15 protein-coding genes are annotated in these 14,609 nt (G+C 66.9%); 12 read left to right on the forward strand and 3 right to left on the reverse strand.

Annotated elements, in window-relative coordinates:
• Positions 1-6 precede the first annotated feature (6 nt).
• Entirely contained in the window at positions 7-1,161 is a 1,155-nt protein-coding gene (locus tag JOD97_RS23080; RefSeq protein WP_209723873.1) for a hypothetical protein, read from the reverse strand.
• A gap of 111 nt (positions 1,162-1,272) precedes the next feature.
• A complete protein-coding gene (locus JOD97_RS23085) occupies positions 1,273-2,403 on the reverse strand; it encodes a M14-type cytosolic carboxypeptidase (RefSeq protein ID WP_209723875.1) in 1,131 nt (376 codons plus the stop codon).
• A 165-nt stretch (positions 2,404-2,568) separates the two neighbouring features.
• Here JOD97_RS23085 and JOD97_RS23090 point away from each other — a divergent pair, with 165 nt between their 5' ends.
• Entirely contained in the window at positions 2,569-2,814 is a 246-nt protein-coding gene (locus JOD97_RS23090; protein WP_209723877.1) for a DUF4160 domain-containing protein, read from the forward strand.
• 112 nt (positions 2,815-2,926) lie between these two features.
• On the opposite strand, the gene paaX is transcribed toward JOD97_RS23090, so the two are convergent.
• Positions 2,927-3,853: a phenylacetic acid degradation operon negative regulatory protein PaaX gene (gene paaX, locus JOD97_RS23095; RefSeq protein WP_209723878.1), complete on the reverse strand. Its 927-nt coding sequence runs from the start codon at positions 3,851-3,853 to the stop codon at positions 2,927-2,929.
• Between the two features lie 168 nt (positions 3,854-4,021).
• On the opposite strand from paaX, the gene paaA reads away from it, so the two are divergent.
• The 11 genes from paaA to paaZ are packed head-to-tail and all read left to right on the forward strand — an operon-like array spanning position 4,022 to position 14,602.
• Complete coding sequence (gene paaA, locus JOD97_RS23100) at positions 4,022-5,011, forward strand: 1,2-phenylacetyl-CoA epoxidase subunit PaaA (RefSeq protein WP_209723880.1); 990 nt, start codon at positions 4,022-4,024, stop codon at positions 5,009-5,011.
• Complete coding sequence (gene paaB, locus JOD97_RS23105) at positions 5,008-5,292, forward strand: 1,2-phenylacetyl-CoA epoxidase subunit PaaB (RefSeq protein ID WP_090317313.1); 285 nt, start codon at positions 5,008-5,010, stop codon at positions 5,290-5,292. The genes paaA and paaB overlap by 4 nt, the downstream gene beginning before the upstream one ends.
• Before the next feature lie 12 nt (positions 5,293-5,304).
• Positions 5,305-6,057 carry a 1,2-phenylacetyl-CoA epoxidase subunit PaaC gene (paaC, locus tag JOD97_RS23110; protein WP_209723882.1) on the forward strand — a complete coding sequence of 251 codons (753 nt, stop codon included), beginning with the start codon at positions 5,305-5,307 and terminating at the stop codon, positions 6,055-6,057.
• A 10-nt stretch (positions 6,058-6,067) separates the two neighbouring features.
• Positions 6,068-6,616: a 1,2-phenylacetyl-CoA epoxidase subunit PaaD gene (gene paaD / locus JOD97_RS23115; protein WP_209723884.1), complete on the forward strand. Its 549-nt coding sequence runs from the start codon at positions 6,068-6,070 to the stop codon at positions 6,614-6,616.
• A 5-nt stretch (positions 6,617-6,621) separates the two neighbouring features.
• Positions 6,622-7,701 (forward strand): 1,2-phenylacetyl-CoA epoxidase subunit PaaE, encoded by a 1,080-nt coding sequence (gene paaE, locus JOD97_RS23120; RefSeq protein WP_209723887.1) that lies wholly within the window; start codon positions 6,622-6,624, stop codon positions 7,699-7,701.
• Positions 7,702-7,718: 17 nt separating this feature from the next.
• A complete protein-coding gene (gene paaG / locus JOD97_RS23125) occupies positions 7,719-8,510 on the forward strand; it encodes a 2-(1,2-epoxy-1,2-dihydrophenyl)acetyl-CoA isomerase PaaG (protein ID WP_209723889.1) in 792 nt (263 codons plus the stop codon).
• A gap of 2 nt (positions 8,511-8,512) precedes the next feature.
• Positions 8,513-10,105, forward strand: a complete 1,593-nt coding sequence (paaH, locus tag JOD97_RS23130; RefSeq protein WP_209723890.1) for a 3-hydroxyacyl-CoA dehydrogenase PaaH — start codon at positions 8,513-8,515, stop codon at positions 10,103-10,105.
• A complete protein-coding gene (paaI, locus tag JOD97_RS23135; protein ID WP_209723893.1) occupies positions 10,098-10,568 on the forward strand; it encodes a hydroxyphenylacetyl-CoA thioesterase PaaI in 471 nt (156 codons plus the stop codon). The genes paaH and paaI overlap by 8 nt, the downstream gene beginning before the upstream one ends.
• Positions 10,569-10,586: 18 nt before the next feature.
• Positions 10,587-11,912 (forward strand): phenylacetate--CoA ligase PaaK, encoded by a 1,326-nt coding sequence (gene paaK / locus JOD97_RS23140; RefSeq protein ID WP_209723895.1) that lies wholly within the window; start codon positions 10,587-10,589, stop codon positions 11,910-11,912.
• Positions 11,913-11,921: 9 nt separating this feature from the next.
• Positions 11,922-12,533 carry a phenylacetic acid degradation protein PaaY gene (gene paaY, locus JOD97_RS23145; RefSeq protein WP_209723897.1) on the forward strand — a complete coding sequence of 204 codons (612 nt, stop codon included), beginning with the start codon at positions 11,922-11,924 and terminating at the stop codon, positions 12,531-12,533.
• A 17-nt stretch (positions 12,534-12,550) separates the two neighbouring features.
• Positions 12,551-14,602, forward strand: a complete 2,052-nt coding sequence (gene paaZ, locus JOD97_RS23150) for a phenylacetic acid degradation bifunctional protein PaaZ (protein ID WP_209723899.1) — start codon at positions 12,551-12,553, stop codon at positions 14,600-14,602.
• Positions 14,603-14,609 lie beyond the last annotated feature (7 nt).

The following is a 14,609-nucleotide window of genomic DNA, read 5'->3' on the forward strand; positions in this document are numbered from 1 at the left end:
GCGGTGCTATTCCCGCTTGCAGTGCGCGCTGGCCGGCCGGCCGCAGGCGATCAGGCGGCCGACGTCCGGATTGTCCAGATAGTCCAGGTGGGCCTGGTCCGGGCGTGCGAGCAAGCCCAGCCATGTGGGCGCGTTGGATACCATAATGTTATACACCGCCACGTCGTCGCCCGCGTAGCGCTCGGCCGGCAGCGTGTACGACAACAAATCGTTGGGATCGGTGAACGCCACCAGGGTCAGCCCCGGCCCGGCGACGGGCAGCCGCTTGCCGGCGCTGCGCTTTTGCAGCAGCAGCTGCAAACTGTCCGGCGGCGACGGCACCAGGCGGCGGGCGGTGTCGGCGTCGCCGATCTGCTGGTCGGCCAGCGACAGCAGCGGAATCTGATTGCCCGCCATTACCAGAAAGCGCAGGCGCTCGACCGCCCGCAGCGCCAGCCGCGACGCCCGGGCGCCGGGCTCCTCCTCGGTCATGCGCAGCAGCGTGTCGAACAGGATTTTGCTGCCCAGGCTGCTAGAGACCACCATCAGCGGCTGATCGGACGGCCCGTCGCTGGCCGTCAGCACCTGCAAAATCGCCTCGCGCATGCGGCGCTGGATGGCGTCGCGCGAGACGCCCTGATACACCACCGCGTCCGCCAGGCAATCGTCGACCAGCACGTCCTTCAGGCGGGCGTTGAGGCGCGCGCGGGTGAACGGGTAGGGCGGCTCGCCGGCGCAGATGGCCAATTTGTTGGTCTGGTCGTAGCATAGCTGGCGCTTGAGCGGCACCGTCAGCGGCGACCAGATCATCGCGGCGAAGCGCAGCGTGCCGGCCGGCGTGCGCACCGTGGACGGCACGATTTGCACCCGCGGGACCTCCCCGGCCGCGCCGGCGGCGGGGCCGGCTTCGGGGGACGTCGTGGCGGCCGTAAGCGCTTGCGTCATCTGCGCCACCGCCTTGGGCGCCCACTTGGCGTCGTGCGTGCACATGCCGTGCACCAGCAGCACGTCGGCGCCCTTGCCGTCGGCCCGGGCGGCCAGGTCGATCAGGCCGGGGAAGACGGGGTCGGGCTCGACGAACAGCGGCGGTCGGTAGGGGGTGTTGCAGGCGCCCAGCAGCAAGGCGGTGGCCGACATGGCGGCGCAAACGAGCGCGCGGCGCGCGCAAAACAGGGTAATCATGCTGAACCTCCCGGGGCGGCGCGGGGATGCGCCGTGTGAGGCCCAGTGTATTTTTCCCTGCGGCGAACACATTGTCGCGCCGCAGGGAACCTTCTCAGGCGCTTGCCATGGTCACTGCTGCGCGAGCAGCGATTGCAGCACCGGCTGCAACACCGCCCGGCCCAGCTCGGCGCTGCGGGCGCCGTTCCAGCCGGTGTCCGGGTCCGGATCGTTGGCGTTGTCCTTGAACGGCATCTCCAGGGTCAGCGACAGGCAGCCGAACGCGTGGGTGATGTGCGGCGAACCCATCGTCAGCGTTTCCGGCGTGTACGGCGTCTCGCCGTAGCCGTATTCGTCCTGGAAGTCCGGGCTGGCGATCAGGAAGTTGTCGATGAAATACTGTTGCGCCTCGGCCTGTTCGGGCGTGAAATTCGGCAACGACTCGCTGCCGGCCACGAACACGTACGGCAAGCCCTCGTCGCCGTGGATGTCGAGGCACAGGTCGCAGCCGATCTCGAGCATCTTGTTCTTGACCAGGAACACCTCCGGGCTGCGCTCCATCGTCGGATTGAGCCACTCGCGGTTCAGGTTGGCGCCGGCGGCGTTGGTGCGCAGGTTGCCGCGCACCGAGCCGTCCGGATTCATGTTCGGCACCACATAGAACACCGCCTCCTTGAGGCACTGGCGGCCGAACGGATTGGCCGGGTCGAGCAGGGCGTCGACCATGCCCTCGACGAACCACTCGGCCATCGTCTCGCCCGGATGCTGGCGCGCGATGACCCACACCTTTTGTTCGGCCTCGGGGTCGCCGATGACCAGCATGTTGAGGTCGCGGCCGTCGATGGTGCTGCCCAGGTCGACCTGCTTGACCAGCGGCGACAGTTGCGCGTTGTCCAGCAGCGCCAGGTGGCGTTCCCACGAGTACGGCTCGAAGTAGGCGTAGTAGACGCTGTCGTATTCCGGCGTGTGACTGATCGTCATCACCTGGCCGTCATAGGTGGTCGGCACGCGGAACCAGCTGTCGCGGTCGTAGCTGGCGACGGCCTGGTAATCTTTCCAGCCGTCCGGGTAGGCGGCCGCGCCGGCGTTGAGGAAGCGCAGGTTCAACGGCGTCGCCGCGGCGCCCTGGACGCGGAAATAAAACCATTGCGTGATGTCGGCGTGGGAATCCTTGCGGATGTTCAGGTCGATGGCGGCCGGGTCGTCGGCGCGCACGACTTCGATGGCGCCGGCGTCGAATTGCTGGCTGATTTTGATAGACATTGCGTAAGTCCTGGTGGATTCAGTGTAAAGAGGATGTTTGCACTTTTGGCGCAGTGCCGACATCATACAGGCTGGCGCGGCGGCCGGGCGCTCTGCGCCAGCGCAAGCCGGCCGGCGGCGGGTTTGCTAAGTTGAGGTGACCGCCACGCCGCGCAGGAGCCCGCCATGAATCCGCCGCTATTCCAGGTCGACGATTACCGCTACTATTTTTTCGCCCGTGGCGACAAGCGCATGCACATCCACGTCTCGCACCCGGACGGCACGGCCAAGTTCTGGCTGGAGCCCGAGGTGGCGCTGGCGTGGCACACCGGGTTATCGGAGAGGCAACTGCGCGAAGCCGAGCAATTCATCGTCGACCATGTTGCGCAAATGCGGCAAATCTGGCGCACGTGGTTGCGTAGGGCGGATTAGCGGGCGATGCCCGCCAATCCGCCCCGGGGGCACATCGAACGAGCGTCCTCCTGCCGGAGGACTTGAGAGGCGGAACGCCGTAATCGGCCATCGATGAGCCGTCGGCGGCGCATCAAGCCAATCCACCAAACCGCTCGAAAAACGCCGGCTCGGCCGCTGGCGCGGCCTCGTCCTCGCGGCGCAGCACCGCCTCCACATGCCGCTCGGCGTCCGCGAACACCGCCCGATAGATACCGCGCGCCAGCTCATAGGCCAGCGCGCCCGGCCACGGCGTGGGCAGCAGCTCCACCGGCAGTTGCGGATCGTGCAACTGCACCCGCCGGTACGCGTGGATCAGCAGCGTGCGGATCACAAACGCCTGCTCCGGCGTCAACGCCGCCGCCGCGCCCGGCGCCCGCAACGCCGCCAGCAACGGCTCGAAGCGCGCGATAAAGCCGCCATAGCCCAGCGCCACGCCGTCCACATCCCAGCCGCCGGCCACCAGATCGCTCAACGGCCGGCCCGCGACCCGCTCCACCGACTTGGCCTGCACCACGAACAACTTCCCCGCCACGCCCAGCCGCTTGAGCAACTCGTCGAGCGCGGCGGCGTCGGCCGCCGGATGCCCCATGATGCCGGGCGCGATCACGCTGTAGCCCTCCCACAACAGTTCCTTGCGCACGGCGCCGCGCTCGGCCGCGTTGAGCCCGCCGTCACCGTTGAGCACCAAAGTCCAGCTGCCGTCCCAATGCACGTTGAGCGGCGCGTAGATGCGGCGGTAGGCGTGCACGAAGCGCGCCATCGCGTCCGGCGTGATCGCGTACGAGCTGCGCCGGCCGTCGCGCTGGGCGCCCAGCCAGCCCTCCTGCGCCAGCCGGAACACCGACGTGCGCAACAGCCGGTCGTTGACCCCGAACGGCGCCAACAGCTCGATCAGACTGCCCAGCCAGACCATCCCCCCGTGCGGCACGATGGCGTCGCCGAAAATCGTCACCACCAGCGACTTCGAGCGCGGCGGCTCGCCGGCGAGGAACTGCGCTATCCAATCGGAATAATTCATAGGCGGACGTCTCTGTACATGGAAACAATAGTTTACTTTGCCCCGACTGCGGCGCAGCATTTATTTCTGGGCGGTTTCTGTTTGGATGCTCTATTTTAATATGATTCGAAATAGTCGTAGCAAAATCAGATTGTGTATCGTAATATGGCGTGACACGAGGAGACAGCTATGTACGCACAAATGGTGGAGACCGGCCTGAGCACCGTCCGCACGGCCGACGACATGGCCGCCGACGAACGCGCCTTCCAGGCCCGCATCGACGACGGCGTCAAGATCGAGGCCAAGGACTGGATGCCGGACGCCTACCGCAAAACCCTGATCCGCCAGATCTCGCAGCACGCGCACTCGGAGATCGTCGGCCAGCTGCCGGAAGGGAACTGGGTCACGCGCGCGCCCACGCTCAAGCGCAAATCCATCCTGCTGGCCAAGATCCAGGACGAAGCGGGCCACGGACTGTATTTATATAGCGCCGCCGAAACGCTGGGCGTGTCGCGCGACGAGCTGCTGGCCGCCCTGCACAGCGGCAAAGCCAAATACTCGAGCATCTTCAACTACCCGACCTTGTCGTGGGCCGACATGGGCGCCATCGGCTGGCTGGTCGACGGTTCGGCCATCATCAACCAGATCCCGCTGTGCCGCTGCTCGTACGGTCCGTACGCGCGCGCCATGATCCGCGTCTGCAAGGAGGAGTCGTTCCACGCGCGCCAGGGCTACGACATCATGCTGTCGCTGGCGCGCGGCACGCCCGAGCAAAAAGCCATGGCGCAGGATGCGCTCAACCGCTGGTGGTGGCCGTCGCTGATGATGTTCGGCCCCTCGGACGCGGAATCGGTCAACAGCGCGCAGTCGGCGCAATGGCGCATCAAGCTGTTCTCCAACGACGAACTGCGCCAGCGCATGGTCGACCAGACCGTGCCCCAGGCCGAATTCCTCGGCCTGACGGTGCCCGACCCGGATCTCAAATTCAACGCCGACACCGGCCACTACGAATTCGGCGCCATCGACTGGAGCGAATTCCACAACGTCTTGAAGGGCAACGGCCCGTGCAACCGCGAACGGCTGCGCACCCGCGTCAAGGCCTGGGAGGACGGCGCCTGGTTCCGCGAGGCGCTGGTGGTCCACGCCGATAAACACGCTAAATCGAGGAGAACGGCATGAGCAAGGAATGGCCCCTGTGGGAAGTGTTCATCCGCAGCCAGCACGGTCTGGCGCACAAGCATGTCGGCAGCCTGCACGCGCCGGACGCCGAAATGGCCGTCAACAACGCGCGCGACGTCTACACGCGCCGCAATGAGGGCGTCAGCATCTGGGTGGTGCGCGCGGCCGACATCGTCGCCAGCAGCCCTGGCGACAAGGGCGCGCTGTTCGAGCCGGCCAACAGCAAGGTCTATCGCCATCCGACCTTCTTCCCGATGCCGGCCGAAGTCAAGAACCTGTAGGCGGAGCGCATCGTGGACACCAAAGTCAATTACCTGCTTCGCCTGGGCGACAATGCGCTGATCCTCAGCCAGCAGCTCTCGCAATTGTGCGGCAAAGGGCCGGCGCTGGAAGAGGACATGGCGCTGACCAACGTCGCGCTGGATCTGCTGGGCCAGACCCGCCTGTGGTACGAATACGCCGCCGAACTCGAAGGCGCCGGCCGCGACGAGGACAAGCTGGCCTACCACCGCGACGCCCACGATTTCAAGAACTGCCTGCTGCTCGAACAGCCGAACGGCAACTACGCCGATACGATGATGCGGCAGTTTTACTTCGACACCTGGCACTACTTCCTGATCGAAGGCCTGACGCGCAGCGCCGACCCGCGCATCGCCGCCATCGCCGAGAAGTCGCTCAAGGAGGTGACCTACCACCTGCGCCGCAGCGGCGACTTGATCGTGCGCCTGGGCGACAGCACCGAGCTGGCGCACGCGCGCACGCAGGCCGCCGCCGACGAGCTGTGGATGTACAGCGGCGAAGTGTTCGCCTACGACGCCGTCGACGACGCCATGGTCGCCGAAGGCATCGCGCCGCCGGCCGACGCACTGCGCGCGCAATGGCTGGCGCACGTGGCCGAGATCTTCGCCGAGGCGACGCTGACCATGCCGCCGGCCGACGCCTGGATGCAAAAGGGCGGCAAGCAGGGGCGCCACACCGAGCACCTGGGCTATATCCTGGCCGAGATGCAGTTCCTGCAGCGCGCCTATCCCGGCGCCCAGTGGTGAGGGGGCAGCGATGAACGCCGCCGCCATCGACGCCCGCGCCGTCAGTCCCGGGCAGGTCTGGTCCTGGCTGGGCGAGGTGGCGGACCCCGAAATCCCGGTCATCTCGATCGTCGATCTGGGCATCGTGCGCGACGTGCGGATCGACGACGACGGCGCCTGCACGGTCACCATCACGCCCACCTACTCCGGCTGCCCGGCGATGCAGGTCATCGCCGACGCCATCACCGGGGCGCTGCACGCGCGCGGCGTGGCCGAGGTGCGCTTGCAAAACCAGTTGTCGCCCGCCTGGACCACCGACTGGATGAGCGAGGAGGGCAAGGCCAAGCTGTCCGGCTACGGCATCGCGCCGCCGGCCGAAAAGGTGATCGATGTCAGCCGCCTGCGCAGCGGCGCGCTGGCCGCCATCTCGCGCCGCGCACCGGCGGCGCCGTCCATCGCCTGTCCCAACTGCGGCTCCCGCCACACCGAAATCACCAGCCAGTTCGGCTCCACGCCCTGCAAGGCGCTGTACAAATGCCTGGACTGCCGCGAGCCTTTCGACTACTTCAAGTGCCACTAACGACCATGAGCAAATTCCACCCGCTGACCGTCTCGCAAGTGCGCAACGAAACGCGCGACACCATCGCCGTCACCTTCGCCGTGCCGCCCGAGCTGAGGGACAGCTTCCGCTTTCAGCAGGGCCAGCACCTGACCCTGCGCGCGCACATCGACGACGAGGACGTGCGCCGCTCGTATTCGATCTGCTCGGCCGTGCAGGACGGCGCGCTGCGCGTGGCCATCAAGCGCACCCAGGGCGGGCTGTTCTCCAGCTGGGCCAACGACACCATCAAGCCCGGCGTCACGCTCGACGTGATGCCGCCGATGGGCCACTTCAACGTGCCGCTGGACGCCGCCAACCATAAGCACTACCTGGCCTTCGCCGCCGGCAGCGGCATCACGCCCATCCTGTCGATCATCAAGACCACGCTGGCCGCCGAACCGCACAGCCGCTTCACGCTTTTCTACGGCAACCGGGCCTCGTCGTCGGTGATCTTCAGGGACGAACTGTCGGACTTGAAGGACACCTATATGGACCGCCTCAAGCTGGCCTACGTGATGAGCCGCGAGCAGCAGGACATCGAATTGTTCAACGGCCGCATCACCAAGGATAAATGCGCGCAGTTCCTGCGCCACTGGGTGCGGGTGGAGGACGTCGACGTCGCCTTCATCTGCGGGCCGGAGGACATGATGCTGGGCGTGTCCGAGGCGCTGCAGGAGGCCGGCATGCCGAAGTCGAACATCAAGATCGAACTGTTCGCCGCCAGCATTCCCAAGCACCAGCACAAGCCGCGCGCCCTCGATCCGGCAGCGGGGCGCCACGAAACCGAAGTCACCGTCATCATGGACGGCAACGCGAGCAGCTTCACCATGGACCAGGACAAGGAGTCATTGCTCGACGCCGGCCTGCGCGCCGGCATCGACATGCGCTATTCCTGCAAGGGTGGCGTGTGCTCCACCTGCCGCTGCAAACTGATCGAAGGTAAGGTCGACATGGACGTCAACTACGCGCTGGAAGACTACGAGATCGCGCGCGGCTATGTCCTGAGCTGCCAGAGCTTCCCCATCACGGACAAAGTCGTCATCGACTTCGACCAGGCTGAATAGAATAAAACGGAGACGCCATGAACTACGAGAACATCCTTTTTGAGATCAACGACGGCATCGCCCGGTTGACGCTGAACCGCCCCGATAAACTCAATAGCTTCACGCAGGCGATGCACGACGAGGTGCGCCACGCCGTCCACAAGGTCGGCACCGACAAGAGCGTGCGCGTGTTCGTCCTCACCGGCGCCGGGCGCGGCTTCTGCGCCGGCCAGGATTTGAACGACCGCGCGGTGGAACCGGGCGCGCGGGCGGTCGACCTGGGCGACTCGGTCGAGAAAAACTACGCGCCGCTGGTGCTGGCGCTGCGCGCCTTGCCGATGCCCGTCATCTGCGCCGTCAACGGCGTGGCCGCCGGCGCCGGCGCCAACCTCGCGCTGGCGTGCGACATCGTCCTCGCGGCCAAATCGGCATCGTTCGTCGAGATGTTCTGCAAGCTGGGACTGATCCCGGACACCGGCGGCACCTATTTCCTGCCACGCCTGATCGGCAGCGCCCGCGCCATGGGCCTGGCCATGCTGGGTGAAAAACTCAGCGCCGAGAAAGCCGAGGCCTGGGGCCTGATCTGGAAGGCCGTGCCGGACGAGGACCTGGCCGCCGAAACCATGGCCCTGGCGCGCCACTTCGCCAGCGCGCCGACCAAGGGACTGGCCTTCACCAAGCAGGCGCTGTACGCCAGCGCCCACAACACGCTGCAGCAGCAACTGACGCTCGAATGCGGCATGATGAGCGAACTGGGTCGCAGCGAGGACTATCGCGAGGGCGTCGCCGCCTTCATGGAAAAACGCGCACCGCAATTCCAGGGGAAATAAGCATGGCAGCTCTGGGCAAGGACCGTCTGGTCGCCGTTATCGGCAGCGGGGCGATGGGCGCCGGCATCGCGCAGGTGGCCGCCGTCGCCGGCTACACCGTCAAGTTGTACGACACCCGCCCCGAAGTGGTGGCCAAGGCCATCTCCGACATCGCGCTGGTGTTCAACAAGCTGGTGGCCAAGGAGCGCATGAGCGCCGTCGCCGCCGCCGCCGCCATCGCCCGCCTGCGGGCCGCCGTCACGCTCGACGAGGTGGCCGGCGCCGGGCTGGTGGTGGAGGCGATCGTCGAAAACCTGGACGCCAAGCGTGGCCTGTTCGCCGAACTGGAATCCATCGTCGGCGACGATTGCGTCCTCGCCACCAACACCTCGTCGATCTCGGTCACCGCCATCGCCGCCAAACTGCGCAAGCCGGAACGCCTGGTCGGCATGCACTTCTTCAATCCGGTGCCGTTGATGGCGCTGGTCGAGGTGATCAGCGGCCTGGCCACCGACGCCGCCGTCGCGCAAACGGTGTGCGACACCGCCGCCGCCTGGGGCAAGAACCCGGTGCACGCCAAATCGACGCCGGGCTTCATCGTCAACCGCGTCGCGCGGCCTTTTTACGCCGAGGGCTGGCGCCTGCTCGGCGAGCGGGCCGCCGATGCCGCCACCATCGACGCCGTCATGCGCGAGGCCGGCGGCTTCCGCATGGGACCCTTCGAGTTGATGGACCTGATCGGGCACGACGTCAATTTCTCGGTCACGCAGTCGGTGTTCAACGCCTATTTCAACGATCCGCGCTTCACGCCGTCGGTGCTGCAGCAGGAGATGGTCAATGCCGGGTTCCTGGGGCGCAAATCCGGCCGTGGTTTTTATGCGTACGGCGATGGCGCCGCCGTCGCGCCGCAGCCGCACACGGAGGCCGCGCAACCGATGCCGGAATTCGTTAGCTACACCGTCGAGCAGGGCGCCAAGGCTGGCGCGCCGCGCGTGGCCGGCAGCGTGGTCGCCGATGCGCTGGCCGGGCGTTTGCGCGCGGCGGGTGTCAATGTCACCCATCGGCAGTCTCCCGAGGCGCGTGGCCACGCCGCCGGCGCCGACGGCGCTCCAGCGTTCCATTGCAATGGCGCGGCGGTGTACCTCACCGACGGCCGCAGCGCCACCGAGCGCGCGCGCGACAACCAGCACCCGGATACGGTATTGTTCGACCTGGCGCTGGACTACGCCAGCGCCACGCGTATCGCCGTCAGCTGCTCCGACCAGTGCTCGCCGGCCGCGTATCAATCGGTGGTGGGACTGTTCCAGGCCGCCGGTTTCGCCGTCACGCGGCTGGACGACGTCCCCGGCATGGCCGTCATGCGCACCGTGGCGATGCTCGTCAACGAAGCGGCGGACGCCGTCAACCAGGGCGTCTGCAGCGCCGAGGCGGCGGACATCGCCATGCAAAAGGGCGTCAACTATCCGCGTGGGCCGCTGGCCTGGGCCGACGCCATCGGCATCGGCCAGGTCGTTACCGTGCTGACCAACCTGGCCGCAAGCTACGGCGAGGACCGCTACCGGGTCTCGCCGCTGCTGCGCCGCAAACATGCCAGCGGCGCGGGGTTTTATGCATAAGCCATTGAAAATTTCCGGCGCCAATGACGACGCCGACGCCGACGCCGACGCCCAAGCCCTGGCGGAATCCGTCGCCGCCGGGATGTTCGCGCGCGACCCCGCCTCGCAAGGCCTGGGCATGACCATCAACGCCGTCGGCCCGGGCTACGCCAGCATGTCGATGACCATCCGCGCCGACATGTTGAACGGCCACCAAAGCTGCCACGGCGGCTTTATCTTCACGCTGGCCGACAGCGCCTTCGCCTTCGCCTGCAACAGCTACAACCTGAACACCGTCGGCGCGGCCTGCACGATCGACTATCTGGCGCCCGGCCGGCTGGGCGACGTGCTCACCGCCGAGGCGGTGGAGCAGGCGCTCAACGGCAAGAGCGGCGTCTATGACGTCAAGGTGAGCAATCAGGAAGGCCGAACGATCGCCCTGTTTCGTGGCAAATCGCTGCGGGTCGGCGGCGAAGTCATATAAAGCACCGAGGAGACACCGATGGTCCAACGCATTCCCGAGCCGGCCGATCTGGAGCCGATCGAACGCGCCAGCAAGGATGAACTTCAAGCCTTGCAACTGCAGCGCATGCGCTGGTCGCTCAAGCACGCCTACGACAACGTGCCGCACTACCGCGCCGCCTTCGACGCGGCGGGCGTGCATCCCGATGATTTGCGCTCGCTGGCCGATACCGCCAAATTCCCGTTCACGGGCAAGAAGGAACTGCGCGAAAACTACCCGTTCGGCATGTTCGCCGTCCCGCGCGACCAGGTGGTGCGGGTGCACGCGTCGAGCGGCACCACCGGCAAGCCGACGGTGGTCGGCTACACGCAAAACGACATCGACACCTGGGCCGCCGTGGTGGCCCGGTCGATCCGCGCGGCGGGCGGGCGGCGCGGCGACATGGTGCATATCTCCTACGGCTATGGCTTGTTCACCGGCGGCCTTGGCGCGCATTATGGCGCCGAGCGCCTTGGCTGCACGGTCATCCCGATGTCGGGCGGCCAGACCGAAAAGCAGGTGCAGCTGATCGAGGACTTCAAACCATCGATCATCATGGTCACGCCGTCGTATATGCTCAACATCATCGAGGAGTACCAGCGCCAGGGCCTCGACCCCGCCGCCAGCCCGCTCAAGGTCGGCATCTTCGGCGCCGAGCCTTGGACCGACGCCATGCGCGCCGAGATCGAACGGCGCGCCGGCATCGACGCCGTCGACATCTACGGCCTGTCCGAGGTGATGGGCCCCGGCGTCGCCAGCGAATGCATCGAGAGCAAGGACGGTCCGGTGATCTGGGAAGACCACTTCTACCCGGAGATCATCGATCCCGAAACCGGCGAGGTGCTGCCCGATGGCGAGGAGGGCGAACTGGTATTCACCTCGCTGAGCAAGGAGGCGCTGCCCATCATCCGCTACCGCACGCGCGATCTCACGCGGCTGCTGCCGGCCACCTCGCGCTCGATGCGCCGCATCGGCAAGATCACCGGCCGTTCGGACGATATGCTGATCATCAGGGGCGTCAACGTCTTCCCGTCACAGATCGAAGAACTGATCCTCAAGATGCCGAAACTGGCGCCGCAATACCAGTTGATCATTTCCCGCGACGGCCATCTCGATCGCTTGGAGGTGCTGGCCGAGCTGCGTATGGAAGCCGGCGATGTGCTGGCCACCGAAGTCGAAGCGCTGGGCCGCGAACTGGAACAACGCATCAAGACCAACGTCGGCGTCAGCACCAAGGTGCGGCTGGTGGCGCCCAACGGCATCGAACGCACATTGACCGGCAAGGCGCGCCGCGTGGTCGACCAGCGGCCGCGCGAGCGGGCATAAGGGGCGAACATGGTCAAAGTCTATGAGATCAATGGCGTCACCCCCGTGGTCCATCCGACCGCGTACGTGCATCCGAGCGCGGTGCTGATCGGCGACGTCATTGTCGGACCGCGCTGTTACGTCGGTCCGCTGGCGTCGCTGCGCGGCGACTTCGGGCGCTTGATACTGGAGGAGGGCGCCAATCTGCAGGACACCTGCGTCATGCACGCCTTCCCGGGCGCCGACACCGTCGTCGAACGCGACGGCCATATCGGCCATGGCGCGGTGCTGCACGGCTGCCGCATCGGCCGCAACGCGCTGGTCGGCATGAACAGCGTCATCATGGACAACGCCATCATCGGCGCCGACAGCATCGTCGCCGCCATGACCTTCGTCCGCGCCGGCATGGAGGTGCCGGCCCGCAGCCTGGTGGTCGGCACGCCGGCCAAGGTGGTGCGCGAACTGCGCGACGACGAGATTCAATGGAAGACCGCCGGCACCGGCCAATACCAGGAGCTGGCCGTGCGGTCCATGCGAACCATGCGCGAGGTCGACGCGCTGACCGAAGTGGAAGCGGACCGCAAGCGCATCGAGTGGGAAAGCTCGCTGCCGCTGCACCTGCACAAGAACGCCTCGGCATAAATCACGGAGAACACACCATGGCACAAGTAGCAACCCTGCAAAGCCTGATCGGCGGCCGCTGGATCGGCCGCGAAGCCTCGACGCCGTTGCACAACGCGTTGAACAATTCGCTGATCTATCACACCCACGCCGAACGGATCGACTTCGACGAAGCGGTGACCTACGCCCGCAAGACCGGCGTGCCGGCGCTGATGGAACTCGACTTCCAGCAGCGCGCCGCGCGCTTGAAGGCGCTGGCGCTGTATCTGATCGGCCGCAAGGAAGAGTTGTACGCGATCTCGCACCTGACCGGCGCCACCCGCGCCGACAGCTGGGTCGACATCGAAGGCGGCACCGGCACCTTGTTCGCCTACGCCAGCATGGGCGGGCGCGAGCTGCCGTCGTCGAACGTGCTGCACGAAGGCCCGGCCATGGCGCTGGGTAAAAACGGCGGCTTTTGCGGCACCCACATCCTGGTGCCGCGCGGCGGCCTGGCGGTGCACATCAACGCCTTCAACTTTCCGATCTGGGGCTTGCTGGAGAAATTCGCCCCCAGCTTCCTGGCGGCGATGCCGTGCATCGGCAAGCCTGCCACCGCCACCAGCTACCTGACCGAGGCGGCGGTGCGCATGATGCACGAATCCGGCCTGCTGCCGGAAGGCGCGCTGCAGCTGGTCATCGGCAGCACCGGCGATCTGCTGGACCGCCTGGGCGGCGCCGACGTCGTCACCTTCACCGGCTCGGCCGACACCGCGGCCAGGCTGCGCGTCAATCCCAACCTGATCGCCAACTCGGTGCCGTTCACCGCCGAAGCGGATTCGCTCAACTGCGCCATCCTGGCGCCGGACGTCACGCCGGACGACGTCGAGTTCGACCTGTTCGTCAAGGAGGTCACGCGCGAAATGACCGGCAAGGCCGGCCAGAAATGCACCGCCATCCGCCGCATCATCGTCCCCGAGAACATGGTCGACGCGGTCGGCACGCGCTTGCGCGAACGGCTGGCCAAGGTCAGCGTCGGCGATCCGTCGGTCGAGGGCGTGCGCATGGGCGCCCTGGCGTCCAGGGACCAGCAACGCGACGTCGCCGAGCGGGTGGAGACGCTCGCGCGCGGCAACGAGGTGCTGTTCGGGGAACGCGACGGCTTTAAATTGGTGGGCGACGGTGTCGCCGACGGCGCCTTCTTCGCGCCGACCTTGCTGCTGTGCCGCGACGGCATGGGCAACGACGCGGTGCACGACGTCGAAGCCTTCGGCCCGGTCAGCACCATCATCAGCTACAACGGCATCGACGAAGCGCTGGCGCTGGCCGCGCGCGGCAAGGGCAGCCTGGTGTCGACCTTGGTGACCAAGGAGCCGGCCATCGCCGCCTACGCCGTGCCGGTGGCCGCCGCCTCGCACGGCCGCGTGCTGGTATTGGAGCGCGAGGCGTCGGTCGACTCGACCGGCCACGGCTCGCCGCTGCCGCAGCTCAAGCACGGCGGCCCGGGACGCGCCGGCGGCGGCGAGGAGCTGGGCGGCATTCGCGCGGTGCGCCACTTCCTGCAGCGCGCGGCGGTGCAGGGTTCGCCGACGATGCTGGCCGCCGTCACCGGCGAGTACGTGCGCGGCGCCCGGGTGCAGGAAAGCGACGTGCACCCGTTCCGCAGGCACTTCGAGGAGCTTAAGATCGGCGACTCGCTGCTCACGCACCGGCGCACCGTCAGCGAGGCGGACATCGTCAACTTCGGCGGCGTCTCGGGCGACTACTTCTACATGCACTTCGACGACATCGCCGCCAAGGACACGCAGTTCGGCAAGCGCATCGCCCACGGCTACTTCGTGCTGTCGGCCGCCGCCGGCCTGTTCGTCTCGCCGGCGCCGGGGCCGGTGCTGGCCAATTATGGGCTGGACAACCTGCGCTTCATCACGCCGGTGGCCATCGGCGACACCATCCGCGCGCGCCTGACGTGCAAGCGCAAGGTGGACCGCAACCGCACCGACGACAAGGGCGTCGGCCAGGGTGTGGTCGCATGGGACGTGCAGGTCACCAACCAGCGGGAAGAACTGGTGGCCAGCTACGACATCCTCACGCTGGTGATGAAGCGCGCCTAAGGGCGGG

The sequence above is a fragment of the Duganella sp. 1411 genome (genome assembly GCF_017833525.1).
Lineage (GTDB): Bacteria > Pseudomonadota > Gammaproteobacteria > Burkholderiales > Burkholderiaceae_D > Rugamonas.

Coding starts and splice junctions, on each gene's coding strand:
- paaH (WP_209723890.1), top strand. CDS start 8,513: ATGGCAGCTCTGGGCAAGGACCGTCTGGTCGCCGTTATCGGCAGCGGG.
- paaI (WP_209723893.1), top strand. CDS start 10,098: ATGCATAAGCCATTGAAAATTTCCGGCGCCAATGACGACGCCGACGCC.
- paaA (WP_209723880.1), top strand. CDS start 4,022: ATGTACGCACAAATGGTGGAGACCGGCCTGAGCACCGTCCGCACGGCC.
- JOD97_RS23085 (WP_209723875.1), bottom strand. CDS start 2,403: ATGTCTATCAAAATCAGCCAGCAATTCGACGCCGGCGCCATCGAAGTC.
- paaK (WP_209723895.1), top strand. CDS start 10,587: ATGGTCCAACGCATTCCCGAGCCGGCCGATCTGGAGCCGATCGAACGC.
- JOD97_RS23080 (WP_209723873.1), bottom strand. CDS start 1,161: ATGATTACCCTGTTTTGCGCGCGCCGCGCGCTCGTTTGCGCCGCCATG.
- paaY (WP_209723897.1), top strand. CDS start 11,922: ATGGTCAAAGTCTATGAGATCAATGGCGTCACCCCCGTGGTCCATCCG.
- paaE (WP_209723887.1), top strand. CDS start 6,622: ATGAGCAAATTCCACCCGCTGACCGTCTCGCAAGTGCGCAACGAAACG.
- paaD (WP_209723884.1), top strand. CDS start 6,068: ATGAACGCCGCCGCCATCGACGCCCGCGCCGTCAGTCCCGGGCAGGTC.
- paaG (WP_209723889.1), top strand. CDS start 7,719: ATGAACTACGAGAACATCCTTTTTGAGATCAACGACGGCATCGCCCGG.
- paaX (WP_209723878.1), bottom strand. CDS start 3,853: ATGAATTATTCCGATTGGATAGCGCAGTTCCTCGCCGGCGAGCCGCCG.
- paaZ (WP_209723899.1), top strand. CDS start 12,551: ATGGCACAAGTAGCAACCCTGCAAAGCCTGATCGGCGGCCGCTGGATC.
- paaB (WP_090317313.1), top strand. CDS start 5,008: ATGAGCAAGGAATGGCCCCTGTGGGAAGTGTTCATCCGCAGCCAGCAC.
- JOD97_RS23090 (WP_209723877.1), top strand. CDS start 2,569: ATGAATCCGCCGCTATTCCAGGTCGACGATTACCGCTACTATTTTTTC.